We start from the raw sequence: 25,901 nt of genomic DNA on the forward strand, positions 1-25,901 counted from the left end.
TTGATAATGATATACCTAATTTAGCGATTTACCTTTTACAATCGCTGTCCCAATACTTTCACCATTTTCTCTTTCCAATCGTAGAATGTACCATCAATAATCTTTTCACGAGCCTGTCCAACTAACCACAAATAGAAATGAAGGTTATGCAACGAAGCAATCTGTGCACCTAAAATTTCTTGCGAACGAATAAGGTGGCGCAAATAGGCCTTTGTATGGATCTGATCTACTAAAAGGTCACTCTCTGCCTCAATCGGTGAGAAGTCATCTTTCCACTTTTCATTCTTGATATTGATAATACCGTTGCGTGTAAATAGCATTCCGTTACGTGCATTACGGGTAGGCATCACACAATCAAACATATCGATACCCAATGCGATATTTTCTAAAATATTTATAGGTGTACCAACGCCCATCAGATAACGAGGTTTCTCGTATGGCAAAATATTGGTTACCACCTCGGTCATTGCATACATCTCTTCCGCTGGCTCTCCAACAGAAAGCCCGCCAATCGCATTACCATCCCGATTGAAGGAAGCAATTGCCTCCGCCGATTTAGCGCGCAAATCTTTATACACAGAACCTTGAACAATCGGGAATAACGTTTGTTCATAACCATATAACGGCTCTGTACTATCAAAACGATCCACACAGCGCTTCAACCAGCGATGTGTCATATCCATTGATCTACGTGCATAATTATACTCACAAGGATAAGGTGTACACTCGTCGAAAGCCATAATAATATCCGCACCGATTATTCGTTGCGTATCCATGACATTTTCGGGTGTAAATAAATGTTTAGAACCATCCACATGTGATCTAAAGGTCACCCCCTCTTCCCGAATCTTACGCACTTCTGTTAGGGAGTAAACTTGATAACCACCCGAATCGGTCAAGATAGGTCTATCCCAATTGATAAACTTATGCAGACCTCCTGCTTTATTCAACACATCCAATCCGGGACGTAAATAAAGATGATACGTATTTCCCAGAATAATCTGTGCTTGTATATCGTTTACTAATTCCTGCTGATGTACTGCTTTAACAGTCCCTGCCGTACCAACGGGCATGAAAATCGGTGTTTGAATATTTCCATGAGCAGTTTCCAATACCCCGGCTCTGGCGCGTGAACCTTTATCTTGTGCTTGAAGCGTAAATTTCATATTGTCTTCCCTCCTGCCCTTATGGCAGAATCCCTGCAAAAATAGGATAAAAAAAGCGACGAAACGACTAGGGAGTAAAATCTTAATAAAACTTAACCTTTTCTCCCTGTATTCTTAGTAGAAGACCTTATCTTTGAGACTTCAATATGACGCTTCTCGAACAAGTTACACCCTTTATTTCCTTTATTCCTTTTGGGATACTAGGCATTCTACTATTCATTCAGTTATACTACCTGATTTTTGTGTACGGAAAGCTCGCTGGCTATCGGGTAAAATCTTTCCAAGAAGCCACGCCTCAGCCGCCGGTCAGTGTTATTATATGCGCGCACAATGAGCAAGAAAACATAAAGACCTTCTTACCCGGCATCCTGGAACAGGAATACCCGGACTTTCAAGTCGTGGTTGTTAACGACTGCTCCACAGACGACACCGAATGGATCTTACAAGATTTCTTAAGACAATATCCAGACAAACTGAAGGTCGTTCAGATTCAAGAACACGTACAGCTTAAGCATACCAAGAAATTTGCGGTTACGCTAGGCATTAAGGCGGCAAAGCATGAATATCTAGTCTTTACCGATGCCGATTGTCAACCCAATTCCAAATTATGGTTGGCGGAAATGGCCGGAGCTTTTACGGAGGACAAAGAAATTGTCCTAGGTTATTCTCCCTATTTCCGACATCGTGGATTTCTGAACAGACTTATACGCTTTGAAACGACGCACACAGCCATGAGTTATCTCGCCTATGCCCTTAAAAAAAATGCGTATATGGGCGTGGGTCGTAATCTCGCTTACACCAAATCCTTATTCTTTAAAGGCAAAGGTTTCAATAAACATATGCATATTAAATCTGGCGATGATGATCTTTTTGTCAACCATAATGCGACCCGTTCTAATGTGAACATTGCAATTCATCCAGATTCTTTTATGCATTCTGTCCCGAAGGATACATGGAAAAGCTATTACAAACAAAAAGCGAGACATAGCGGAGCATCTGTTTTATACAAATCCCGTCATAAGCGCATGCTTGCCACACAGCTCGTCACTGCAGTCTTATTTTATCTGGCCCTTCTTGCCAGCATATTGCTGCTTCCTTCCTTCTGGTATGTACCCCTTGCTGCGTACCTGTTACGCTTACTTGTTCAGTATATTATATTTAGTAACATATATAGAAAGTTAGAAGTTCGAGACCTCTTGTTGTGGCTTCCCTTTCTCGACCTATTTTACTATTTCTATATTTGCATCAACGGACTGTTCAACAGAAAGAAAAAACAAACTTCCTGGAAGTAGTAACAATTTAATCCCCGATAACAATGAATCCAACAGTAGATATTATATACAAGTATTTTCCGAACCTCACGGACAAACAGAAGGAACAATTTGCTCAGCTCGCTGAAGTATATCCTTTTTGGAACAATCAAATTAATGTCGTTTCGCGGAAAGATATCGAAAGCTTATACCTGCACCATGTACTGCATTCCTTGGGCATTGCGAAGTTTATAACAAAATTTGCGGCAGGTACACGTGTCTTAGATGTCGGTACCGGCGGTGGCTTCCCCGGAATTCCATTAGCAATTTTATTTCCGGAGGTTCACTTTCACTTAGTAGACTCAATCGGAAAAAAGATAAAGGTAGTACGTGAAGTAGCACAGGCTATTGGTTTAGAAAATGTCGAAGCAGATCACATTCGTGCAGAAGAACTGGATTACAGATATGACTTTGTCGTTTCTCGCGCAGTAACACGCCTCGCCGATTTCGCGCCGTGGATTCGTAATAAATTTGAAAAGAAAGATAAAAATGGTGTGCCTAATGGTATTCTTTACCTTAAAGGAGGAGACCTAAAAGAGGAAATTAAAGAGTCTCGATTAAAAGCGGAATTGCACCCCCTTTCTGATTATTTCGAAGAGGACTTCTTTGAAACAAAGTATGTCGTTTACGTGCCGATGTAGGGCTTAGTTTTTAGTTGGTGGTTTTGTAAAAAACGACCAACTAAAAACTCTTTAGATATGCCGAAGAATCTCCTGTCCGATGGTATTGACTTCCTCGTCCATACCAAACATTGGCAATTCGGTCTCAGGATGTAGTTTCAACCACATGGAATCGGTGTCCTTTATAATTTTAACATACTCCTCACCATCTTTAAAAACCATAAACACATCTTCTTCTTCCGGAAAGATGGAGTAAACGGATTCGCCGATTTCAATATCAAATGGTTCTTTTGCGCCTTCTAATTCCATAATATTTATTTTCCTTCAAAGATACCGTTTTTCTGTCATTTGACACAAGCCCGGAAGGACACCGCGTAGCTTAATCTAATGGCTCTACGCTAGTAGCTCGGGTGTCTTATGTTCGCAAAAAAGTAACGAATCCGCTAGAACAAGGCAACCATCCACGTCCAAAAATATACCGTGCAGGCTCGATACCCTTTCATGCTTTACTAACGACCTACCATAAAACACAAGCAATAAACTACACGCTACAAACGAACTACTACAAACTAGTAATGCAGCATACTAAATAACAAACAACGCATCCTAGTTTACTGACAAGACACCGTCAATCAGAAACAACCAACCACGAACTACCAACTAAGAACAACTAATGCTGTACATTAAATAACAAACAACGCATCCTAGTTTACTGACAAGACACCGTCAACCAGAAACAACCAACCACGAACGACCAACTAAGAACGACCAACTCTATAAAGCCAACGCTAAAAACTTAACAAGATAAATATTGCAGGTGCGCGCTATTTTTTTTAAGTTTAACTATCCAATTATGAACAAACTACATCAAATAGCACTCTCAAAGATCAAAGGTGTTGGGCCAAAAACGGCCCGAAGCCTATTGACACATTGTGGTTCTGTGGATGCAATTTTCCATGCCTCAAAAGAAGAATTACTTCGTATCCCCAATATAGGGCATGTGACGGTAGAATCTATTCTTTCCAAAAGCTATATGTCCCTTGCTGAAGAAGAGCTTAAGTTCGTAGAGAAACACAATATAGAGGTGCTAAGTGTAACAGATGATTCTTATCCGAAGCGCTTAAGGCAATGTGCGGATGCTCCTTTGGTATTATATTTTAAAGGGAATACAAACCTGAACCCACAATATGCTGTAAGTATTGTCGGCACCCGAAATGCGACCAGCTACGGTAAGGGAATTTGTGACGATTTGGTAACCGAATTAGCGGAGCTTGGTGTACAAGTAATCAGTGGTCTAGCCTATGGGATAGACGTGCAGGCTCATCGCATGGCACTAAAACACAATCTGTCAACAATTGGTGTTCTAGGGCATGGTCTCGATACCATTTATCCAGCTCCTCACCGTGAAGTAGCTTCGAAGATGCTGGAAAACGGCGGTCTGCTCACCGAGTTTCCATCCCAAACCAAGCCCGACCGCATGAACTTTCCTGCACGCAACAGAATTATTGCGGGCCTAAGCGATGTAACCATTGTAATTGAAGCCGCTAAAAAAGGAGGAGCACTTATCACCGCGGAGATCGCAAATAGCTACAATCGCGACGTTTGCGCTTTTCCTGGTGCTATAGATCAAGAATATTCCGAAGGCTGCAATTACCTGATTAAAACACATCGGGCTCATTTAATACGAAACGCAGCTGATCTGCTTTATTTAATGGGATGGGAAAGATCAAAGCCTGAGACACATGGCAAACAACTACGTCTACTTCCCCCGGATCTAAATACAGATGAAACCTCGCTTTATAGCTTCATCCTAGAAAAAGAAACAGCTCATATCGATGATATTGCTCGACATCTGGGCTGGCCCCTAAGTAAGCTCGCTATGATCTTGCTGGACCTCGAGATAAACGAGCATATCATTTCCTTACCCGGAAAAATATACAAAAACCTATAAACCTAATAAACACACATGCAAAACAACAAAAAGACCTTATGGAAGGTTATTGGTGCTTCGTCACTGGGCACGTTAATTGAATGGTACGACTTTTTCATCTTCGGAAGCCTTTCTGTCGTCCTGGCAACCAAATTCTTTCCAGCCGACAATCCAACAGCCGCCTTTCTATCGACATTAGCAACTTTTGCGGCGGGTTTCGTAGTCCGCCCCTTTGGCGCACTCTTTTTCGGCCGTCTAGGCGATATGATTGGCCGAAAATATACCTTTATGGTTACCCTGATGCTGATGGGAGGAGCCACCTTTCTTATTGGCTGTACGCCCAGTTATGAATCTATTGGCTTTTTTGCACCACTCATTGTACTTGTTCTCCGACTTCTTCAAGGACTGGCTCTCGGTGGTGAGTATGGAGGAGCGGCTACATATGTCGCCGAATATAGCCCCAAAGGGGAACGCGGGTATTGGACCTCCTGGATACAGACAACGGCCACCTTTGGTTTATTTATATCATTAGTCGTGATTCTCCTAACACGCTTCCTGCTAACGGAACAACAATTTGATGACTGGGGCTGGCGCGTTCCCTTTGTTCTCTCTATTTTCATGGTGTATGTATCTTATCTTATCCGTAAAAACATGGATGAGTCACCTGAATTTAAGCAAGCAAAGGCAGAAGGAAAAACAGCGACCAACCCGCTCAAAGAAAGTTTCGGGAACAAATACAACCTCAAGTTCGTGTTATTAGCATTATTTGGAGCTGCAATGGGGCAAGGTGTTGTTTGGTATACCGGACAGTTTTATTCCATGAGCTTTATGAAAACAGTAATGTTTCTGGAGAGCGATCAGGCAGACTTGATTTTAGGGATAGCTTTGTTATTGGGAACACCTTTCTTTGTTATCTGTGGTAAACTAAGTGACAAAGTTGGTCGAAAATGGGTGATGTTGACAGGTATGCTCTTGGCACTATTAACGTATAGACCAATCTATGAAAGCATGTATCAAATCACGAACCTAAGTACGAAAACAGAAACGGCTGCAGTTATCGCGGCATCGCATACCACCATAGAAACATCGGATGGGATGAATGAAATACACACGACAACGCAATCCTTTACGGACGGGACGTCGGTTAAAAACACAGAAATTACCCACCTGGATAAAAACAAAACACCTATTTTAAAAGATGGCAAACCTTATATCACCGCGAAAAGTGTAGTACACATCTCTGGTGGTAACTATGCAAAATTGGTATTCTTAATTTTTATACAAATCCTGTACATTACTTTAGTCTATGGTCCAATCGCAGCCTTTCTGGTAGAACTATTCCCGGTCCAGATACGTTATACGTCCATGTCTTTGCCGTATCATATCGGAAACGGCATCTTCGGCGGATTACTTCCTGCTGTATCTACTTACCTGGCCAGCAATGCCCTGAGTAAAGGTCAAGCCGATTATTATTTATCAGGCCTTTGGTATCCCATCATTATCTCAGCTGTCTGCTTCATTATCGGCGCTATTTATATAACAAAATCTATGTCAGTAACTAAAAAAGATCAATAACAATGGAAGGTTTAAAACGAATACTCGGCATCGTATGGATTGCACTAGCACTTTTAACAGCTTATTTCTGTGTATTCCATTTTGGTTTGCCCAAATTGAGTACCGGGCACCAAGAAGATCTCGTTTTTGGAATTATCATATTATTCATCCTTACTCCTATTATTAGTATTGGCTTAGCCGTTTTTGGTTATTTTGCTCTAACGGGAGAATATGATCAGAAAAAAATGTAGCCAAGAAATATAAAACAATCTCGTACTTTTTAACCGACGGCCTAAAAAGTACGAGATTGATAAAAAGCTATAATTTTTCCTCACTGACAATCAGACACCTAAGCAAATAAGGGTAAATAACTTTGCATCCTATTAATTTTTTCCTACTTTTGTCGCGGGTAAGTCTCCTACGACCAGCTCCCATTGACTCCCCCAGGTTGGGAACAAAGCAAGGGTATTTGGTTGAGCGGTGCGATAGGAATCGCTTACCCACTTTTTTTCTCTCCCTTTACCATCCATTTTTACATTCCAGAATAGACGAAGAAATATCAAGCACATGTGTTTTTTACAGCGCAAAATCTTGTGTACCTATCACGGTAGATTAATTCTTTATTGACAGGAGACGCAAATGCGCCAGACTTTCTAAAGCACAAGCGCCTCCCTCACGAGTTACGTCCCTATACGCGGCACTCCGCACGAACTACTTTGTGTACTAACTACGAACTACTTTGCACTTTGTACGATATTTTTTGTTTCTTTGTAGTCCGAATTAACGAAAAAGCATGAGTTGGTTTAAAAGAAACAAAGCAGGAATCAATACTGCAACAGAAAATAAAAAGGAAGCACCTGACGGGATGTGGAATAAATGTCCGAACTGTAAGAAGCCTCTATTAAATAGTGAGCAAATTGAAAACAAGTATGTTTGCCAATATTGCGACTATCATATCCGTATCGGTTCTTCAGCTTATTTTTCCATCCTTTTCGACGACAACAATTTCACGGAATTGTTTCCGAACCTTACATCGGGAGATCCCCTTAAATTTTCAGACACCAAGCCATATCCTGTACGTTTAGCTGACAGCCAAGCAAAAACAGGACTAAAAGATGCAATCCGCAGTGGCCATGGTAAAATGGATGGACAAGACATCGTTATTGCTTGTATGGATTTCAACTTTATTGGTGGATCAATGGGATCCGTTGTTGGAGAAAAGATTGCACGCTCTATCGATTATTGTATCGAACACAGAATCCCGTTCATGCTGATCTCGAAATCAGGTGGCGCACGTATGATGGAAGCTGCATTTTCCTTAATGCAAATGGCGAAAACATCTGCCAAGCTAGCCTTATTAGCGAAAGCTCAAATTCCCTACATCTGTCTATTGACAGATCCTACAACGGGTGGGGTAACGGCTTCATATGCAATGTTAGGGGATATCAATATCGCAGAACCTGGAGCTTTAATCGGTTTTGCCGGCCCGCGGGTAATTAAAGAAACAATCAAAAAAGACCTACCTAAGGGATTCCAAACATCTGAGTTTGTTTTGGAGCACGGATTCCTAGATTTTATTGTTGACCGAAGAAAACTAAAAGAAAAAGTAGCGGCCTACTTACGTCTTGTAAAGTAGTGTACTGCTGAAACAAAGTATATCAATAGAGTCACATATTATGTGGCTCTTTTTTTTTCCCTAAACGTTGTTGCTATTAAAATATGCTGTAAAAGCCCAAAACTTACGTGTCTTCAAATACTGCAGATTCGATTCATTGCGGTAAGCCTCCCGCTCAAAGGAAATACGTAAATAGGCTTGTTTAAAATCTCTGATTCGAATATAGTGAAGTAAAAATTCTGTGAAGTACCACACATAAAAAGGAACAATCAGGAGCTCCAAAGCTTGCGATAAATGTATACGCTCATGATTCACAAGAACACGATCATAGCGAAAAGACTTATCGATAATCAATATAAATGGAAAAATAGTTACCGCGGCCGCTCTTCGACCCGACAAAAAATTAGTCCAAAACTTACTGACAATAATCTTACCTTTCATAATGCAATCCAATACAGAAGTAAGTTTACACAATAAAAATCTTTTATCCATACATTCGTATTGCATATAAAGGCAAATTTATCTAAGTTTGTTAAAGCAGAATTTAAACTATGCCGTACAAAGAACGCGAAATAAACAAGTTATACTATACCATGGGTGAAGTGACCGAGATGTTCAACGTCAACGCTTCCCAAATACGTTTTTATGAGCGAGAGTTTGATATTCTTCAACCCAAAAAGAACAAAAAAGGGAATCGACTCTTTACCCAGGATGATATTGCCAACCTTAAGATTATCTTTAGTTTAGTAAAAGACAAGGGGTATACCTTGCAGGGAGCACGCGACTATTTACGTTCCAATAAAAATGAGGTAAAGGAAAACCAACGGGTCATTGATTCTTTAGAGAAACTGAAAGGGTTTCTTCTGGATGTACGCGACAGTTTATAGAAATTCTTGAACTACCGTTCACCAAGCTCGATTACTTCTAATTTTTCGATTTTATCGCCATCAATTACAAAACGCATCAAGGTACGTACTTTATGCCATCCATGTTTTCCTGCCGCACCCGGGTTCAAATGTAACAACTGTAGCTTGGGATCAAACTGAACCTTCAGAATATGGGAATGTCCGCAAATAAATAATTTAGGCGGGTTTATCATAATTTCAGGTTTCACCAACGGTGAATACCGTCCTGGATACCCTCCAATATGCGTCATCCATACATCGACGCCTTCACACGAAAAACGCTGATGTTCGGGACAGGACACACGTATATCTTTACCATCGATATTACCGTAAACACCTTTAAACGGTTTAAAAGCAGAAAGCTTTTCGACAATCTCCAATGAACCAAAATCGCCTGCATGCCACACTTCATCACACCCATCGAAATGCTTAAACACCGCGTCGTCTAAATAACTGTGAGTATCTGATAACAAACCTATTTTCTTCATTGTATTTTTTTAATTCTTTATTACATAATGAGCGTGGCATACGAATAGTAGGCGACTCACTTGCGGATAACCAGCCTACTGGCGCGAGCCTGTGGCTCCTGTCTACTTACGTTCTATTTTAGCACCTCTTTGAACTAAAACGCTAAAAAGAAAGACTGCAACAACTTTTTGTACTGCGGCGAATAGACGCCCTTACTTTCATAAATAAACAGTTCTTTGCGGGCTGTCGCAATCGGCAAATAACCGACTTTCAAAATCTTACGAATAACATCTGATCCTTCAAAGGAAGATATGGCCGTCACTTCGTGTACAAACAATCCCTTTCCTGGCAGCAAAGCAGCTCCAATCCAATCCGCTAATTCTGAAGGAACTATACACTGAAACACACCATTCGGCGACAAATAATCAGCAACAAAACAAACCAGTTTTTCAAAAAACAACTCATCGGCATGTCTTGCCAGACGCTTTCTATCATCCGGATTATGCAATGATTTTGTATAAAAGGGTGGATTAGAAACAATAAGATCATACGTATATTCCGGTCTAAAATTTTCAAATGAAGTATGAAATACTTTCATCTGATTCGGAAAAGGTGCCGTCGCAAAATTCTGCTCCGCTTGCCGAGCAGCGATTTCATCCACTTCAACCGCATCAATACGTGCTTCGGGATACTGCTGCGCCAACATCAACGCAATTACTCCTGTCCCCGTACCTATATCCAAAACATACGCTACCTTTTGCTGATCGGCCACCGCTCCCAATAATACGCCATCGGTATTAATTTTCATCGCGCATGCTCCTTGATCCACTTCAAACTGCTTAAATCGAAAAACAGAACCCATATGCAAAGATAATGTTAAATTTCGCTCCTAAAATCGACAACGTTTTATAAACCAATAAAAATTCCTAATTTGGCGGTAACATACAAATTATGTCTAGATTCTACCTTATTCTCCTCTACATCACCGGTTTCTCTTTTCTGTCGACAGCAGCAACAGATAAAACGTGGCAAGATTGTGAACAGATAACAAAAATTGCCTTGGACAAAATCGGTCCCATGGTAACAAAAAATGACTATGCAGCGCTTGAACCTACACTCGCAACAATAGAAGGCGTCTGTGGTCAAAATGAATTCACGCAACGTTTACGCATTCTTCGCGCATTGATTGAACGTCAACATACTGAAAAACTCATCCAAGACTATTTAGATAAAAAATATCACGACGTGTTGGTCATGCGGTGGGATTATAGTGTTGAAACAAAATATGCACAGATTTATAGGGAGAATAAAGCAGACTTCAACTACGTGCCTTTAAATCACCCCATAGACTCTCTCGTTCGATTAAAAGCACGGGCTTTGCTTCAGTCGACAGCATTTAGTCTGCGTGATTCTGAAAAACAAATTGCCTTTCTATTTGCCGATGACATTGATAGCTTTTATCAATCTTACGAAAAGCAGACCGCAACACCTCAACCAAGTGCTATTCAAAAAATCAGAACCAACTATACAGATAGAGATCGTTCCGGATTTAGTATTTATGCCGGTGTAGAAACACCATTAACAGGATCCAACCCCGTATTTAAGAGCAATCCTGTTTTCGGATTCATGTTCTCTTCCAAAATATCATCCGCCGTTCTCTACGAGTTAGGTATCCGTGTCCGTATCAATAGTAACGATCGAAACTTTGATTACTTACTGTATGGCAATACAGAAGATGTCAACTCGAGCGCAAGCTATAGTTTTGGTGGCACATTGGGTTACAAAGTGTTCGATAATTATAAGTTTATCCTCTATCCAAAAGTTGGGCTTTATTGGGAGTCTACAGGCACTGGATTGAGTGAAGATACTGGTGGAGACTACTGGGGCGATGAAAATTATGGCTCCAACATAAAATACAACAACGTCAATACGATGCGTAGCTCTGTTGGCTTTGCGGCCATGCATCATTTGGGTGGAAAGAAATATATCGGCCTAGAAGCGGCATACAATTATGTGCCTTACAACTGGGACAATAACCTGTTAACAAGCATTCAGCCCAATTACGGTAGCTTGCAAGTATTCTTCAGGTTTTAGAAGGACAATTTCATGGTATTTGAGCCTGCCTAGCTCCGGCCGGCAGGCTCCGTGTAGGATTGGGGTACCCCAACAATTCCCGCTATAACTTTAATGCTTCAACAAGCGTTGAATCTCATCCAGCTTCATTAAAGCCTCTACGGGCGTCAAGGTATTAACATCTAAATTATTAAGCATATCCCGTATCTTACTCAAAACAGGATCATCAATAGAAAACATCTGCAACTGATACGCCTGTTTTTGAATCTTACGCATACTATCTTTGATCTGCTCCCCACCAGTCCGCTCCTGTTCCAATCGTTTCAAAATTTCGCCGGCGCGACCGATAAGTTTTGGAGGCATCCCCGCCAATTTCGCGACATGAATACCAAAACTATGTTCGGAGCCGCCTGGAACCAGCTTACGCAAGAAGATGACTTTGTTATTCATCTCCTTGACCGTGACATTATAGTTCTTGATACGGTTCATCGAATTAGTCAGTTCATTAAGCTCATGATAATGCGTCGCAAACAATGTCTTTGCACGCGCCGCAGGATGATTATGCAAGAATTCCGCAATCGCCCATGCGATCGAGATACCATCATACGTGCTTGTACCACGACCAATCTCATCCAATAAAATCAACGAACGATCTGACAGGTTGTTCATGATGCTTGCCGTTTCATTCATCTCCACCATAAAAGTAGATTCTCCAGACGACAAATTATCCGAAGCGCCTACCCGCGTAAAAATCTTATCAACCAAACCGATATAAGCTTCCTTTGCCGGAACAAAAGAACCAATCTGTGCCATCAAAACAATAAGGCCCGTCTGTCGTAACAAAGCCGACTTACCTGCCATGTTAGGTCCTGTGATAATAATAATCTGTTGCGTTTCAGGATCTAAAAAGGTATCATTCGTAATATAGTCTTCTCCAATCGGAAGATTCCGTTCAATCACAGGGTGACGTCCTCCCTTAATATCCAATACCTTACTGTTACTTACTTCAGGCTTGATGTAATAGTTCTTCTCTGCAATAACAGCGAAATTCAACAGCACATCTAACTTTGCAATAAGCTGGGCATTGAGCTGAATAGGCTTGATGTATTCTGCGATATCAACCATGAGCTCTGCATAGATGCGATTTTCAATAACCTGTATCTTTTCTTCTGCGCCTAGGATTTGCTCCTCATATTCCTTTAACTCTTCTGTTATATACCGCTCTGCATTGACCAAAGTCTGCTTACGAATCCAACCTTCAGGCACCTTATCTTTATGCGTATTGGTCACTTCCAAATAATAACCAAACACATTATTAAAAGCGATTTTCAACGATGGGATTCCCGTAGCTTCCGCCTCGCGTCGCTGTATTTCCAACAAGTAATCTTTCCCACCAAACGCTACTTTACGTAACTTATCCAGCGCCTCATCGACTCCATCGGCAATCACATTACCTTTGTTTAAAGCAACGGGAGGTTCTGCCTGAATGGTGGTTTCAATTTTCGTTCGGATAACCTCGCATACATTCAACTGATCGGCGATCATCCGTAAAGGTTCCGAGTCTTCAATATTCGCCAAAACCTTCAGTTTTTCTACCGCATAGAGTGCACGCTTTAGCTGTGTAATCTCGCGCGGATTAGCTTTCTGAAGACCAATTTTCGAAATCAATCGCTCTAAGTCTCCTACTTGTTTGATTTCCTGAATCAACGAATCCCGCAAATCTTTATGCGACAAGAAATAGTCCACTACATCGAGACGCTCTTGAATGGATTTAAGATCTTTCAACGGCATCACAATCCAACGCTTGAGCAAGCGCGCCCCCATCGGAGAGGAGGTTTGATCTAAAACATCAGCTAAAGTTGTCGCATTTTCATTGGCCGAACCGATCAATTCTAGATTACGTATGGTAAAACGATCCAACCACATAAAGCGGTCCTCTTCGATCCGCGAGACATTCGATATATGTTGTAAGTTACGATGTTCCGTTTCATTCAGATAATGCAGCGCCACCCCGGCAGCCACAATACCAAGATTCATCCGTTCGATGCCAAAGCCCTTCATGGAATTGACCTCGAAATGCTTTAAAAGAGCCTCTGTTGCATAATCACCTGTATACGGCCATTCATCCAACGTGTATGTATAATAGTTAGAACCGAAATGTTCTACAAAATCTTTATATTGCTTTTTGGGAAGTATAACCTCAGTGGGTTTAAACCCCTGCAACAGTTTATCGATGTAACTCTCGCTCCCTTGCGCGACCGAAAACTCACCCGTGGAAATATCTAAAAAAGAAATACCATATTGCCCTTTCTCACCAAAAATCGATGCCAGGTAATTGTTTGATTTCTGCTGTACAATGTTGTCGCTATAGGAGACCCCCGGCGTCACCAATTCGGTCACACCCCGTTTTACAATAGTCTTTGTTTGTTTTGGATCTTCCAGCTGATCGCAGATCGCAACACGTTGGCCCGCACGTACGAGTTTAGGTAAGTACGTCTCCAAAGAGTGATGCGGAAAACCAGCTAGTGCCGTCTCCGACTCTGAACCATTTCCACGTTTTGTTAAGACAATGCCCAAAATTCCGGCAGCCTTAATTGCATCCTCTCCAAAAGTTTCATAAAAATCCCCTACCCGAAACAGCAATAAAGCACCTGGATACTTCGCCTTAATGGTGTTATATTGTTGCATCAAAGGGGTTTGTTTCTTCTCTTTTGCCAATGTATTTTGATTTTAGTAAAGCGTAAACTTAGATAAATTTGCTTTTATATGCAATATTAAACATAGCGGTATAAACAGGCTTAAAGTGCAGCTATGTTCACTTTAAAATCCTGAAAAACCAAGGCTGCTTCGGTGAAAGTTCCAGCTTTAGGCTGCACTCCTTTTAAGACCGAAGTCCGCCCTTTTTCCAAGAGATTTTTCATCTCCTTTTCCTCTAAAAGCACCCCGTGCAAAGTGCGCCAAATCTTGAAGTCGCAACCTCGTGCATAGTGGTCACATTGCGCCACCTTATCGTACAGTTGTATTTGTCCGGGCTGACATTTAGGGCACTTGATCTTCCCTTTTTGCTGCGGCTTTAATTCCTCATGCTGAATCGCAATCCGTAATTGCAGCAATTCTTTCGTGATGCGCTCCGTGTAATCCTTGATATGTTTCATAAACACATCGTACGATACCTTATTTGCACGCATTTCCTCCAGCTTCTGTTCCCATTTACCGGTCAGGGTCACTTTCGCTATCGATCGATCTTTTACCAGGTTATAGACCGCTAATCCCTTCTCTGTTGGGATTAGCTTCTTTTTATCCCTTTTAATGTAATCCCGTTGAAATAGCGTTTCAATCGTCGCTGCACGTGTTGCCGGCGTTCCCAAACCACAATCCTTCATGGCTTGGCGCATCTCCTCATCGTCAATCTCTTTACCCGAGGTTTCCATGGCCTTCAACAAAGAAGCTTCCGTATGTATAGGCTTTGCTTTGGTGAAACGTTCCGTCAACTCTAACGTCAAGACTTCCAGCAACTCTTCCGCCGTTAATTTAGGCAGTTGCGCATTTTCATTATCCTGATCGTCATTATTTTTATCTTCATCAGGGAGCTCCACCTGATCGGCAGAAAGGCGCCATCCATACTGGCGGATTACCGTTCCCTTCGCAATAAGCTCAACCCCCTGTGCATCAATAGTCACGGTTGTAATGTCTTTAAGACAAACCTCCGAAAAACTCTCCACCATACGCTTAGCAATCATATTATAGATATGCTGCTGATCTTTCGGCATCGGTCCAGGTTTCTCTTCAGTAACCAATAAAGCATGGTGATCTGTTACTTTCTTATCATCGACCGACCGCTTATTCAGCTTGGCTCCCACCAAGTTTTTCGATATCGTAGCAATTCCCTCCTCCGCTGTATCCGCGAGATGCTGAAACAGCTCATCGATCTTTTCAAAAACATCTTCCCCAATATAACGCGATCCCGTACGCGGATAGGTAATCACCTTTTTCTCATACAGTGTCTGCGCAATCGTTAAAGTTTGGTCCGCAGAATACCCATATTTCTTATTGGCATCCTGCTGCAGTGATGTCAGGTCAAACAATAGTGGAGGTGGTTCTTTCGTCTCCTTTGCTTCCACCTTGACCACCTTAGCCTCCGAACCTACGGTAATCTTAGCGACCGTATCCTCGGCATCTTCCTTTTTATCGATCCGGTTAGAAGTCGCCTTGAAGGCGATATTATCCTTTTCAAATCCCGCTTGTATCTTATAAAAAGCCTGTGGCTTAAAATCTTTATTCTCTAAATAACGCGAGCAAATCATCGCCAACGTCGGGGTTTGAACACGCCCAAGTGACAACAAGCCCCGATTTCCTGCGGCTAAAGTCAATGCTTGTGTCGCATTAATTCCGATTAACCAATCGGACTCCGACCGCGACCGTGCCGACATATATAAGCTATCGTACTCCGTCCCTTCTTTAAGTTTCGCGAACCCCTCTTTGATGGCTTTATCCGTTTGTGAAGAAATCCACAACCGCTTAAAGGGCACATTGGATTTTAAATAGTAATATATATTTCGGAAGATCAACTCACCCTCCCGCCCAGCATCCGTTGCTACGATAATCTCCTCGGCTTCCTCCAATAATTTTTTAATGGTGTTCAGTTGCTTTACCGCCCCCGCATCATCCATTTGCTTACCATCACGTTTTACTTTTTTCGCTTCAAGACGGAATTCCTGGGGAATAATAGGCAAATTACCGACGGACCATGTGGCATAGCCATACGCCTGCGGTGTACACAGCTGCACCAAATGTCCAAATGCATAGGTAAAAGCATATCCGTTACCGCTAATATAACCGTCCTTCACTTCTTTTGCCCCCATCACACGCGCCAAATCTCGCGCTACCGACGGCTTTTCAGCTATCACTACTTTCATCGTATCGTGCTCAACTATTTTCTTATTCGTAATACCTTATGTTAATCTAACGAAGGAATCGAAATCCCTTTAATCTTACGGTACAGATCAACCGCATAGACATCTGTCATTCCCGAAACAAAATCTAATACTGCCCGGATCTTACTGTATGCATCTTCTCGTTGCGTATGGAACTGCGCCGGAATCATGGCGACTAACTTCTTATCAAACAATGTCTTGTTTGTCTTGAGGTATGCAGGAACAAACTCTTCCAACAAGGCGTTCATCACCTTAAAACCTGCAATTTCGATCTGTACCACCGTCGGTGCATTGTATATCTGTGCGACCGATAGCTTTTCGATTTTTTTCATCTGCGCCACGATCACGGGATCCAAAGCATCCATTAAGGCACTTTCGAATGTTCCGCTCAGTAATTTATCTTGATGCCTAACAAATACTTCCGCACAACCATTTATCAACGTATTGATCGCCTTGGCGCGCAGTAGCTCCACACGGCTTCCACTATCGGCCAAACCATCCAATCGCGCACGAAGGTTCTCACCGCCACATAAAGGTAAAAGCAACTCTTCAACTTCATTGTATGACAAGATCTTAAGATGATGTGCATCCTCTAGATCGATAATATTATAACAAATATCATCCGCAGCTTCAACCAGATAAACCAAAGGGTGTCTAAGGTAACAGCGCGGATTAGATGGGTCTTGCTTTAACCCCAACTCTTTTGCAATTTTCTCAAAACTATCCTTCTCACCCGCAAAAAAACCATACTTCTTTCGGTGATGGCTTCCTTTCACATGTCCATCAATAGCCGCACAAGGGTATTTCACAATAGCTGCTAAGGTGGCATACGTCAACGCAAAACCTTTTTCATCTTTTCCATTGAAATGATGTGTCAAGATACGAAGAGCGTTGGCGTTTCCCTCAAAATGTGTCAAATCCTCCCACTGCTCTGCCGACACCTGCTCCCGGTATTTCTGTCCTGATCCTTGTGTAAAATAGGAAGAGATTGCCGCTTCTCCAGAATGTCCAAATGCGGGATTTCCTAAATCATGTGATAAACAAGCAGCGGATATAATATTACCGACCTCCTGTAGAAACGGGTATTTCTCATCTAGCTCAGGGTCTTCCTGTTTCATCAACGTATAGAACAAACGACCTAAGGAGCGACCAACACTGGCAACCTCTAAACTATGCGTCAATCGATTATGCACAAATACAGCCCCAGGTAATGGGAAGACTTGCGTTTTGTTTTGTAACCTCCGAAAGGGCGATGAAAAAATTAAACGATCATAATCCCGTTGAAACTCCGACCGCGCATCAAGCGGATCGGTAACATCACGATGCTCATAGCCCCAACGTTTTGCAGAAAGCAGCTGTTTCCAATTCATGTAAGAAATAAATTTTGCTTACTAGCAAAGATAAGATTTTCAAACCGCTGTTACGTAAAAATTACCAACAACTGAAAAGAAGGTAATGGAGATTGCCCTATTCACCGAATCATGCACGCGAAAAACTAAATTACAAAATGCCGTTTTCATTACAATCAACAAACTAATCTGATTAAATTGCATTTGAAGGCTATTTTCGTTAAATTTATAGCATAAATACGAAAGACCATGGCACACTATAGACTCCCCGACACCAAGAACTTCGAGCATAAAATTGATGGTAAAAACACACATTTGATTGTCCTTCGCAACAGAAGTGGTATGCAAGTCGCCTTTACTGATTATGGTGCACGTATTGTCAGTATCTTGGTTCCCAACAAATCGGGAGATCTTACGGATGTGGTTTTAGGATTCGATTCTATACAGGATTACTTAAAAGCTGATGAGCAGTACCATGGTGCAACCATCGGCCGTTTTGCAAACCGCATAGCCCATGGAAAATTCAGGTTGGATGACCAAACATTTACCCTTGCACAGAACAATGGCACCAACTCACTTCACGGTGGCCCCGGTGGTTTCCATACGAAGGTATGGGATAGGCAGGTATCATTCAAAAAACGTGTTGACTTCTATTATTGCTCCCGCGATGGCGAAGAAGGCTTTCCTGGAAATCTACGGGTAAGCATCTGCTATGAGTTAAGCGAGGATAATGTGATTATCATAAAATATAAAGCGGAGACAGATAAAAAAACGGTAATCAACCTGACGAATCATGCATATTTTAATCTAAATGGAGAAGGACACAGTGATATCCTCAATCATATACTAACAATTCCATCGGAGCACTACTTACCCATCGATGAGCAGCAAATTCCCTTTGGCTTTATGTCACCAGTCGAAGGAACCGCATTTGACTTTCGCACGGGCAAACGCATCGCGGATGAAATTAGCAACGGCGAAGAGCAACTGGAGCGAGGAAGTGGCTATGACCATACCTTTGTAAACACACAAAATTTATCGCGCTGTGCCGCCACAGCCTTTTCAGCCACTACCGGCATACATCTTGATGTCCACACAACCGAACCGGGCATTCAGCTGTATACAGGAAACTTCTTAACCGGCAACGACATTGGAAAATCAGGAGGACGCTATACAGCACGCACTGGTTTTTGTTTCGAGACGCAACATTTCCCTGACAGCCCCAACCACCCGGAGTTCCCTTCGGTAGTCTTGGAACCAGGAATGATCTTTGAGAGCGAAACACAATATCGCTTTTCACTAAAAAAAGAGTCGCATTAAGTGAAAGTGAAGGACTAGCGTGATGTGATGCAACCATCGCTGGCGCGAGCTTGCCTACCGTAGGCAGGCTAGTAGCTCATGTCCGCTTGAGAAAGGCCGGAAGTTACGAACTAGTGCTATGGCACTTCCCCAAACAGATGGCAGTATAACAAAAAAGTGCGTGCTAATTAGCACGCACTTTTTTGTTATACACTTATTTTTTTAATCGCTCTATTTCACCAACTCCGTTAGCGCCTGTTCCACTTTTTGAAAGCCGAAACCTCCTTTAACCTCATCAAACATCCGTTGGATCTGATCGTTGCATAGGTTTCCAATACTTCCTTCGTGTGTATGATTCACTTCTTTAGCCGGTCTAAATGTTCCGTTGTCAATATCCAAACCTATCTGACGATATGCCTCCCGAAAAGGCACTCCTTTCAGTACTTCGTTATTTACGACCTCTACACTAAAGAGGTAATCATATTTAGCATCATCCAGAATATTATCCTTAATAGTAATATGCTGCAGCATAAACGTAGAAATCTCCAGACAATCGCTCAACGATTGAAAAGCAGGGAACAAGTTTTCTTTCAGCAGTTGTAAATCACGATGATAACCTGAAGGAAGGTTTGTTGTCATCAGTGCAATCTCATTAGGCAGAGCCTGAATCTTATTACAGCGCGCGCGTACGAGTTCAAATACATCCGGATTCTTCTTGTGCGGCATAATACTCGAGCCTGTGGTCAAGTGTGCCGGAAAAGAAATAAATCCAAAATTCTGATTAATGAACAAACAGGCATCCATAGCAAACTTCGCCAATGTAGCAGCCACGGCGCTCATCCCTTGCGCTAAGATGCGTTCTGTTTTACCGCGTCCCATTTGTGCATAGACAACATTATAATTCAGATCATCGAAGCCTAAAAGCTCCGTTGTCATGGTACGATTTAACGGAAAAGAAGAACCATAACCTGCAGCCGAGCCGAGTGGATTTTTATTACATACTTTCCAAGCCGCCTTTAGAAGTTCCAAATCATCGACTAAACTTTCGGCATAAGCGCCAAACCATAGACCGAAAGAAGAGGGCATCGCAATTTGAAGGTGCGTATACCCTGGCAGTAATACATTTTTATGTTGTTCACTCAATTTGAGCAGTTGCTCAAAAAGTTTTTCCACCTGTCCGACCAAATGTTCGATCTCCGAACGGAAATATAATTTCAGATCCACCAAAACCTGATCGTTACGGGAGCGTCCTGCATGTATCTTCTTACCCGCCTCTCCGACACGCTGCGTCAACAACATCTCCACCTGGGAATGAACATCCTCAACCGTATCTTCAATGACAAAATTACCCGCCAAGACTTCCTTGTAAATAGCTTTTAATTCTTTCTGTACAACAGCTAAATCTTCATCTGTCATTAAATCAATGCTATTCAACATACGGGTATGTGCTAAAGAACCCAACACATCAGCCGCAGCTAAATGAAGATCCATCGCGCGATCGTTACCTACCGTAAAAGATTCTACAAAGGAATCAACGTCAATGTTTTTTTGCCAAATTTTCATGTCTATCGGTTTTCTGCACAAAAATAGACAAAATTGCGGGGGTGTACAATTATTTTAAAACAGCAGTTACCGATTAATCTGCAAGCAAGAGTCTCTTCCAAAAAATGAAAAAAGCGCAAACGATAGCGTATTTCAGAAGAACCTAATCATCAGTACACTACTAAAGCCCTAGATAAATAACCGCGTTAACTCGCAGGAAACACAATAAAAAAGTGAGCACTTACTTTTTTTAAAAAAAAGTCTTTGCACCGAGACTTTATATACCTATGTTTGTAGACGTAAAGGGGAAATGGAAAATACAAAAATAGAGGACAGTGAGTTAATACTCACACTTTATTTACCAAAGAGTAAAAACTAAATTTGATAGACGGAGGTCTTAAATCTTAAAAAAATACGACTAACCATTTATAAACTGATTTTGTTCTGAAGCGTATCCTGACCTGTGATACGCTTTTTTCATGCCCAAAATCAATTAAAATATAACACGCTGCGCTATAGCATGCTCTGATTATTGCACAAAAAAGGATGCACCCTATGATACATCCTTCCTAATTCACGTTTTCACTTGCTCTTCTTTATTTTATCTCCTTATAAGGAACTTTCATATTTTGCAACATAAAAGCCCATTTATCCGTTTGCTCTGCAATGACCATAGCCGTAGATTTACCCGCACCGTGCCCCGCTTTAGTATCAATACGGATAAGCACTGGATTAGCTCCTTTTTGATATTCCTGTAGACGCGCTGCAAATTTGAAAGAATGCGCAGGTACGACACGATCATCATGATCCGCGGTAGACACCATGGTAGCAGGATAGGAAGTTCCAGCTTTTAACGCGTGATAAGGCGAATACTTATACAAATACTCAAACATCTCCTTGCTATCATCAGCCGTTCCATAGTCAAAAGCCCAACCGGCTCCTGCTGTAAACTTATGATAACGCAACATATCCAACACCCCTACTGCAGGAAACGCCACCTGGAACAGCTCAGGACGCTGGGTCATACAAGCTCCTACGAGCAACCCTCCATTCGATCCACCAGCGATTGCCAAACGTTCCGAAGAGGTATATTTTTCACTAATCAAAAACTCCGCAGCGGCAATAAAATCATCAAATACATTCTGCTTCTGCAATTTCGTTCCGGCCACATGCCAATTCTCACCATACTCACCGCCACCACGCAAATTCGCTACAGCATACACCCCACCTTGTTCCAGTAAAATCACGTTGCTTGTTGAGAAAGAAGGTGTCAGGCTAATATTAAAACCGCCGTAACCATAAAGCATCGTAGGATTTGTCCCATCTAGTTTAATACCTTTTTTATACGTGATTATCATCGGCACTTTCGTACCATCCTTCGACGTATAAAAAACCTGTTTCGACTCGTACTGTGATGGATCAAAATTAATAGCTGATTTCTTATATACCTCCGATTTACCATCCGCAATCGTGTATTTATAAATTGTACCCGGATTTACATAATTCGTGAACGAATAATACAAATCTTTATCGTTACGTTTTGCACCAAATCCAGCGGCGGAGCCTATCCCAGGAAGTTCAATTTCACGTTCCATTTTTCCATCACGACTGTATTGCTTCACCAACGACGTTGCATCTTTCAAGTAGTTTGCAAAGATCTTCCCTCCACCAATAGAGGCGGATAGCACCTGATCTGTTTCTTTGATAAGATCGGTCCAGTTCGCAGGTTGTGGTTGCGCAAAATCTGTTGTCACCACACGCCCGTTTGGTGCGTTCAACTCGGTATAAATAAACAACTTAGACCCTTCATTATCAATAATAGAATGGTTCTTATCCATATTATCGACCACGGCAACAAAATCAGCAGCAGGATTTGTCAAGTCCTTTACATACAATTCATTTCCGGAAGTAGCATTAGCTGCGCTTACAACCAAAAAACGCTCGTCTTCCGTTAAGCCCGCTCCAACATACCGACGTGGCTTCGTGGCACCTCCAAAAATTAGTTGATCATCTTGCTGTGGTGTATTTAATTTATGGAAATACAACTTATGCTGGTCGGTCATCGCTGAGAGTGCTGACCCTTCCTTAGGCTTGTCGTAGCTACTATAGTAAATACCTTCGTTTCCTTTCCAAGCTAAACCGGAGAACTTCACATCAACCAAAGTATCTCCCACAACGCTTTTATCGGCCGCATTTAAAATAATGACCTTACGCCAATCAGAACCTCCTTCTGACAACTGATAAGCAACTAAAGAACCATCTTTACTAAATGAAATATCGGCCAACGAGGTGGTGCCATCCTCAGAAAACTTATTGGGATCTAGAAAAACCTCTTCTGTACCTGTATCACCTTTCTTACGATACAAAACATATTGATTTTGTAAACCATCGTTCTTATAGAAATAGGTGAAATCTCCTTCCTTAAAAGGAGCCGTTTCTTTAGCATAGTTCCATAAACTTTCCAATCTCTTTTGGATAGCGTCACGATATGGTATTTGACCAAGATAGTCTTGCGTCACCTCATTCTGTGCCGTTACCCAGGCTTTCGTATTCGCCGAGAGATCATCCTCCAACCAACGATATGGATCTTCTACTGTCGTACCGAAATAAACATCTTTTTGGTCTATCTTCTCTGTTTTGGGATAAGGCTTCAATACCATTTCTTCTCGGGGTTCAATTACTTTTCCTTGATTACACGCTGTAAGAGTCAGGGCGACCAAGATTACACTTAATTTTCTACTCATAATCAGTTTTTTGTGATTAGGCAATTTACAAAAAAATGACCACTTTGGGTCATTTTGCAAACAGTCTTAAAAAGCGAAAGGCCACTACGGCCTAGATACGAGTAGAATAAAAAAAATTATTTTAATACCACGCTGGCTCTACCCATAATTGCATTATCGCAGTACAATAATATCGTATAGGCACCTTTTTTAAACTTATCAGTACCCCATAAGAACTGGTATTCCTCGCCATTGTTAGAGAAATTAATAATTTGCTTAAAGGTATATTGCAGTTTTTCTCCGTGTACATAAAAGAGATTATTTGCATCTCCAAAGAGGTTCCCGGAAGGGTCTATAACACGCGCGAAGATTTCCTTATCGCCTTTGCGAGCCAGGGAATTATCTGCCACTGAAAACAGAACTTGTAGTTTATCTACCCGACGTGCCCGAGATTCAGTTTCTATTACATCTTTTTTATTAATTGACACCCCAATCACTTGAATATTTGAAACTTTAAGCGCAGATGCCGCATTCACTTTATCTTTCAACACCGTATTTTCTTCTGACAATGACGATACTTTTTTATCCGTCACGACGACCTGGTTAGAAAGATTAGCGTTCTCCTTTTGAAGAACTTCATTCTTTGCCCGTAATTCATTCAGGCTAGTCCTCAAGGTAGACACATCTCCCTTTAGTCTCGCCACCTCCCGTTTTGCATCGTAGATATCCTCATCGGTAATGGTTTGTCCATCCAGCTTTTGACGCAGATCACTAATCATCTGGCGGGCTTGCAATTCAGAATTCTCCAATCCTAGATCAGGATCTCCGCCTTTCAAAGCTGCTAAATTATCTAATTCAGCTTCGATGCGATCAATTTCAATCTGTAAATCCTGCTTCTGAATGGCTATTGTATACAACTTTTCCCCAGACGATTTATACTTAATATAGAAGTATACATTCGTTGCCAGAAGAGCTGCGATAGCTATGATGAAAAAATATATTTTTGAATTATCTTTCTTTTGTTGCGGCTCTTCCACGTCTTGTTGGATAAATCCAGGTATATCAATATTATCAGCTTTATTTTGATTCTGCATTTCGTTCATTAGTAGTTGTTCGCTTTTCGCTAACTTCATCATCCCTAAACAAAAACTATTCCAATACAGAATAGGCGGGGTTGTATTCTACTTTTATTCAAAATAATTCATCACAGAGAAACCACCTTTCTTCAAATATTCTTCTTTCCGCATCAATTGCAAATCCGAGTTAACCATATCCTTCAACAACATGGGTAAATCATACTTTGGCGCCCACCCCAACTGGGTATGTGCTTTGGTCGGATCCCCAATCAACAAGTCTACTTCGGTAGGACGGAAATACTGTGCATCAACCTTAACAACTGTTTGTCCCAACTTAATATTTTCAACAGGAATGTCTAATTCACGTAAACGCGCCTCATCGCAATCAATGATAACCCCTTTTTCTGCTTCATCCTTCCCACTAAACTCGACCTCAATGCCTAATTCGGCAAATGCCATCCGAACAAAATCACGAACCGTAGTGGTTACGCCAGTAGCGATTACATAATCTTCGGCTTTATCTTGTTGCAACATCAACCACATAGCCTCCACATAATCCTTGGCATGCCCCCAGTCCCGCTGTGCAGAAAGGTTCCCTAAATACAACTTATCTTGCAAACCTAAAGCAATCTTTGCGACGGCACGGGTTATCTTACGGGTTACGAACGTTTCGCCCCGAACAGGGCTTTCATGGTTAAAAAGAATACCATTGCAAGCATACATACCATAGGCTTCCCGGTAATTAACCGTAATCCAATAACCGTATAGCTTAGCGACAGCATAAGGACTTCGTGGATAGAAAGGGGTAGTCTCACTCTGCGGAACAGCTTGAACGAGACCATAAAGTTCTGAAGTAGAAGCTTGGTAGACACGCGTCTTATCTTTCAAACCGAGCAAACGGACGGCGTCCAAAATACGTAAAGTACCAATTCCATCCGCATTCGCCGTATATTCAGGTGTATCAAAACTAACCTTCACATGGGATTGTGCAGCTAAATTATATATTTCGTCCGGTTGTACTTCTTGTATAATACGGATCAAATTAGTCGAATCGGTCAGATCGCCGTAATGCAAAATAAAATTACGGTTACTCAGATGTGGGTCTTGATATATATGATCGATACGATCGGTATTAAAGAGCGAGGAACGTCTCTTCAAGCCGTGAACAATATAGCCCTTTCTCAGCAAAAACTCCGCTAAATATGCGCCATCTTGGCCCGTCACGCCCGTAATAAAGGCTATCTTCGGTTTATTTGAATCCATAGTCTACGATAAGTAGACAAAGTTACTAATAAAATAATTATTATCTTTGTTTTCGATGCGGTGTACACCACCCA

At 41.6% G+C, this 25,901-nt stretch carries 22 protein-coding genes; 9 read left to right on the forward strand and 13 right to left on the reverse strand.

Going from position 1 to position 25,901, the window contains the following annotated elements; all coding sequences use genetic code 11:
- Positions 1-35: 35 nt before the first annotated feature.
- On the reverse strand, positions 36-1,166 hold the full coding sequence (tgt, locus tag B9Y69_RS11545) for a tRNA guanosine(34) transglycosylase Tgt (RefSeq protein ID WP_085473127.1): 1,131 nt from the start codon (positions 1,164-1,166) through the stop codon (positions 36-38).
- A gap of 146 nt (positions 1,167-1,312) precedes the next feature.
- Between tgt and B9Y69_RS11550 the strand changes: the two genes are divergently transcribed.
- Both B9Y69_RS11550 and rsmG read left to right on the forward strand, forming a co-directional pair.
- Positions 1,313-2,458 (forward strand): glycosyltransferase, encoded by a 1,146-nt coding sequence (locus B9Y69_RS11550; protein ID WP_085473128.1) that lies wholly within the window; start codon positions 1,313-1,315, stop codon positions 2,456-2,458.
- Between the two features lie 23 nt (positions 2,459-2,481).
- On the forward strand, positions 2,482-3,117 hold the full coding sequence (rsmG, locus tag B9Y69_RS11555; RefSeq protein WP_085473129.1) for a 16S rRNA (guanine(527)-N(7))-methyltransferase RsmG: 636 nt from the start codon (positions 2,482-2,484) through the stop codon (positions 3,115-3,117).
- Between the two features lie 51 nt (positions 3,118-3,168).
- On the opposite strand, the gene B9Y69_RS11560 is transcribed toward rsmG, so the two are convergent.
- Positions 3,169-3,405 carry a hypothetical protein gene (locus B9Y69_RS11560; RefSeq protein WP_085473130.1) on the reverse strand — a complete coding sequence of 79 codons (237 nt, stop codon included), beginning with the start codon at positions 3,403-3,405 and terminating at the stop codon, positions 3,169-3,171.
- Positions 3,406-3,949: 544 nt separating this feature from the next.
- Here B9Y69_RS11560 and dprA point away from each other — a divergent pair.
- From dprA to B9Y69_RS11575, 3 genes are read left to right on the forward strand one after another with little or no spacing between them, the layout of a single operon-like run.
- Positions 3,950-5,047, forward strand: coding sequence for a DNA-processing protein DprA (dprA, locus tag B9Y69_RS11565; RefSeq protein ID WP_085473131.1), 1,098 nt, complete (start codon positions 3,950-3,952; stop codon positions 5,045-5,047).
- A 15-nt stretch (positions 5,048-5,062) separates the two neighbouring features.
- Positions 5,063-6,601, forward strand: coding sequence for an MFS transporter (locus B9Y69_RS11570; RefSeq protein ID WP_085473132.1), 1,539 nt, complete (start codon positions 5,063-5,065; stop codon positions 6,599-6,601).
- A 2-nt stretch (positions 6,602-6,603) separates the two neighbouring features.
- On the forward strand, positions 6,604-6,831 hold the full coding sequence (locus tag B9Y69_RS11575) for a DUF6814 family protein (RefSeq protein ID WP_085473133.1): 228 nt from the start codon (positions 6,604-6,606) through the stop codon (positions 6,829-6,831).
- Positions 6,832-6,963: 132 nt separating this feature from the next.
- Here B9Y69_RS11575 and B9Y69_RS19455 read toward each other — a convergent pair whose 3' ends face one another.
- Entirely contained in the window at positions 6,964-7,149 is a 186-nt protein-coding gene (locus B9Y69_RS19455) for a hypothetical protein (RefSeq protein WP_449448548.1), read from the reverse strand.
- Between the two features lie 224 nt (positions 7,150-7,373).
- Between B9Y69_RS19455 and accD the strand changes: the two genes are divergently transcribed.
- Positions 7,374-8,216, forward strand: a complete 843-nt coding sequence (accD, locus tag B9Y69_RS11585) for an acetyl-CoA carboxylase, carboxyltransferase subunit beta (protein WP_085473134.1) — start codon at positions 7,374-7,376, stop codon at positions 8,214-8,216.
- 60 nt (positions 8,217-8,276) lie between these two features.
- Here accD and B9Y69_RS11590 read toward each other — a convergent pair whose 3' ends face one another.
- Positions 8,277-8,636, reverse strand: coding sequence for a hypothetical protein (locus B9Y69_RS11590; protein WP_085473135.1), 360 nt, complete (start codon positions 8,634-8,636; stop codon positions 8,277-8,279).
- Positions 8,637-8,746: 110 nt separating this feature from the next.
- Here B9Y69_RS11590 and B9Y69_RS11595 point away from each other — a divergent pair, with 110 nt between their 5' ends.
- Positions 8,747-9,082 (forward strand): MerR family transcriptional regulator, encoded by a 336-nt coding sequence (locus tag B9Y69_RS11595; protein WP_085473136.1) that lies wholly within the window; start codon positions 8,747-8,749, stop codon positions 9,080-9,082.
- An 11-nt stretch (positions 9,083-9,093) separates the two neighbouring features.
- On the opposite strand, the gene B9Y69_RS11600 is transcribed toward B9Y69_RS11595, so the two are convergent.
- Both B9Y69_RS11600 and B9Y69_RS11605 read right to left on the reverse strand, forming a co-directional pair.
- Complete coding sequence (locus tag B9Y69_RS11600; RefSeq protein WP_085473137.1) at positions 9,094-9,588, reverse strand: metallophosphoesterase family protein; 495 nt, start codon at positions 9,586-9,588, stop codon at positions 9,094-9,096.
- Between the two features lie 134 nt (positions 9,589-9,722).
- Complete coding sequence (locus B9Y69_RS11605; RefSeq protein WP_085473138.1) at positions 9,723-10,430, reverse strand: tRNA1(Val) (adenine(37)-N6)-methyltransferase; 708 nt, start codon at positions 10,428-10,430, stop codon at positions 9,723-9,725.
- Between the two features lie 89 nt (positions 10,431-10,519).
- Here B9Y69_RS11605 and B9Y69_RS11610 point away from each other — a divergent pair, with 89 nt between their 5' ends.
- Positions 10,520-11,662, forward strand: coding sequence for a hypothetical protein (locus B9Y69_RS11610; protein WP_085473139.1), 1,143 nt, complete (start codon positions 10,520-10,522; stop codon positions 11,660-11,662).
- Between the two features lie 90 nt (positions 11,663-11,752).
- Here the strand turns inward: B9Y69_RS11610 and mutS are convergent, their stop codons facing one another.
- The 3 genes from mutS to B9Y69_RS11625 all read right to left on the reverse strand — a co-directional run bounded on the left by mutS (position 11,753) and on the right by B9Y69_RS11625 (position 17,945).
- Positions 11,753-14,359 carry a DNA mismatch repair protein MutS gene (mutS, locus tag B9Y69_RS11615; RefSeq protein WP_085473140.1) on the reverse strand — a complete coding sequence of 869 codons (2,607 nt, stop codon included), beginning with the start codon at positions 14,357-14,359 and terminating at the stop codon, positions 11,753-11,755.
- 80 nt (positions 14,360-14,439) lie between these two features.
- Complete coding sequence (locus tag B9Y69_RS11620; RefSeq protein ID WP_085473141.1) at positions 14,440-16,557, reverse strand: type IA DNA topoisomerase; 2,118 nt, start codon at positions 16,555-16,557, stop codon at positions 14,440-14,442.
- 41 nt (positions 16,558-16,598) lie between these two features.
- The gene (locus B9Y69_RS11625; RefSeq protein ID WP_085473142.1) at positions 16,599-17,945 is read right to left on the reverse strand and encodes a deoxyguanosinetriphosphate triphosphohydrolase; all 1,347 of its coding nucleotides are present in this window, start codon (positions 17,943-17,945) and stop codon (positions 16,599-16,601) included.
- Positions 17,946-18,173: 228 nt separating this feature from the next.
- Here B9Y69_RS11625 and B9Y69_RS11630 point away from each other — a divergent pair, with 228 nt between their 5' ends.
- The gene (locus tag B9Y69_RS11630; RefSeq protein ID WP_085473143.1) at positions 18,174-19,244 is read left to right on the forward strand and encodes an aldose epimerase family protein; all 1,071 of its coding nucleotides are present in this window, start codon (positions 18,174-18,176) and stop codon (positions 19,242-19,244) included.
- A gap of 210 nt (positions 19,245-19,454) precedes the next feature.
- On the opposite strand, the gene argH is transcribed toward B9Y69_RS11630, so the two are convergent.
- The 4 genes from argH to gmd form a co-directional block, all read right to left on the reverse strand.
- Positions 19,455-20,786, reverse strand: a complete 1,332-nt coding sequence (gene argH, locus B9Y69_RS11635) for an argininosuccinate lyase (protein ID WP_085473144.1) — start codon at positions 20,784-20,786, stop codon at positions 19,455-19,457.
- 575 nt (positions 20,787-21,361) lie between these two features.
- Positions 21,362-23,509 carry a prolyl oligopeptidase family serine peptidase gene (locus B9Y69_RS11640; protein WP_200811796.1) on the reverse strand — a complete coding sequence of 716 codons (2,148 nt, stop codon included), beginning with the start codon at positions 23,507-23,509 and terminating at the stop codon, positions 21,362-21,364.
- 116 nt (positions 23,510-23,625) lie between these two features.
- Complete coding sequence (locus tag B9Y69_RS11645; RefSeq protein WP_234991215.1) at positions 23,626-24,624, reverse strand: hypothetical protein; 999 nt, start codon at positions 24,622-24,624, stop codon at positions 23,626-23,628.
- A gap of 51 nt (positions 24,625-24,675) precedes the next feature.
- A complete protein-coding gene (gene gmd, locus B9Y69_RS11650) occupies positions 24,676-25,827 on the reverse strand; it encodes a GDP-mannose 4,6-dehydratase (RefSeq protein ID WP_085473145.1) in 1,152 nt (383 codons plus the stop codon).
- Positions 25,828-25,901: the final 74 nt, after the last annotated feature.

Source organism: Sphingobacterium psychroaquaticum (genome assembly GCF_900177625.1).
Classification (GTDB): Bacteria; Bacteroidota; Bacteroidia; order Sphingobacteriales; family Sphingobacteriaceae; genus Sphingobacterium; species Sphingobacterium psychroaquaticum.

Excerpts from the sequence above, each read along its gene's own strand:
- tgt (WP_085473127.1), bottom strand. The coding sequence starts at position 1,166 with ATGAAATTTACGCTTCAAGCACAAGATAAAGGTTCACGCGCCAGAGCC.
- B9Y69_RS11550 (WP_085473128.1), top strand. The coding sequence starts at position 1,313 with ATGACGCTTCTCGAACAAGTTACACCCTTTATTTCCTTTATTCCTTTT.
- rsmG (WP_085473129.1), top strand. The coding sequence starts at position 2,482 with ATGAATCCAACAGTAGATATTATATACAAGTATTTTCCGAACCTCACG.
- B9Y69_RS11560 (WP_085473130.1), bottom strand. The coding sequence starts at position 3,405 with ATGGAATTAGAAGGCGCAAAAGAACCATTTGATATTGAAATCGGCGAA.
- dprA (WP_085473131.1), top strand. The coding sequence starts at position 3,950 with ATGAACAAACTACATCAAATAGCACTCTCAAAGATCAAAGGTGTTGGG.
- B9Y69_RS11570 (WP_085473132.1), top strand. The coding sequence starts at position 5,063 with ATGCAAAACAACAAAAAGACCTTATGGAAGGTTATTGGTGCTTCGTCA.
- B9Y69_RS11575 (WP_085473133.1), top strand. The coding sequence starts at position 6,604 with ATGGAAGGTTTAAAACGAATACTCGGCATCGTATGGATTGCACTAGCA.
- B9Y69_RS19455 (WP_449448548.1), bottom strand. The coding sequence starts at position 7,149 with ATGTGCTTGATATTTCTTCGTCTATTCTGGAATGTAAAAATGGATGGT.
- accD (WP_085473134.1), top strand. The coding sequence starts at position 7,374 with ATGAGTTGGTTTAAAAGAAACAAAGCAGGAATCAATACTGCAACAGAA.
- B9Y69_RS11590 (WP_085473135.1), bottom strand. The coding sequence starts at position 8,636 with ATGAAAGGTAAGATTATTGTCAGTAAGTTTTGGACTAATTTTTTGTCG.
- B9Y69_RS11595 (WP_085473136.1), top strand. The coding sequence starts at position 8,747 with ATGCCGTACAAAGAACGCGAAATAAACAAGTTATACTATACCATGGGT.
- B9Y69_RS11600 (WP_085473137.1), bottom strand. The coding sequence starts at position 9,588 with ATGAAGAAAATAGGTTTGTTATCAGATACTCACAGTTATTTAGACGAC.
- B9Y69_RS11605 (WP_085473138.1), bottom strand. The coding sequence starts at position 10,430 with ATGGGTTCTGTTTTTCGATTTAAGCAGTTTGAAGTGGATCAAGGAGCA.
- B9Y69_RS11610 (WP_085473139.1), top strand. The coding sequence starts at position 10,520 with ATGTCTAGATTCTACCTTATTCTCCTCTACATCACCGGTTTCTCTTTT.
- B9Y69_RS11620 (WP_085473141.1), bottom strand. The coding sequence starts at position 16,557 with ATGAAAGTAGTGATAGCTGAAAAGCCGTCGGTAGCGCGAGATTTGGCG.
- B9Y69_RS11625 (WP_085473142.1), bottom strand. The coding sequence starts at position 17,945 with ATGAATTGGAAACAGCTGCTTTCTGCAAAACGTTGGGGCTATGAGCAT.
- B9Y69_RS11630 (WP_085473143.1), top strand. The coding sequence starts at position 18,174 with ATGGCACACTATAGACTCCCCGACACCAAGAACTTCGAGCATAAAATT.
- argH (WP_085473144.1), bottom strand. The coding sequence starts at position 20,786 with ATGAAAATTTGGCAAAAAAACATTGACGTTGATTCCTTTGTAGAATCT.
- B9Y69_RS11640 (WP_200811796.1), bottom strand. The coding sequence starts at position 23,509 with ATGAGTAGAAAATTAAGTGTAATCTTGGTCGCCCTGACTCTTACAGCG.
- B9Y69_RS11645 (WP_234991215.1), bottom strand. The coding sequence starts at position 24,624 with ATGATGAAGTTAGCGAAAAGCGAACAACTACTAATGAACGAAATGCAG.
- gmd (WP_085473145.1), bottom strand. The coding sequence starts at position 25,827 with ATGGATTCAAATAAACCGAAGATAGCCTTTATTACGGGCGTGACGGGC.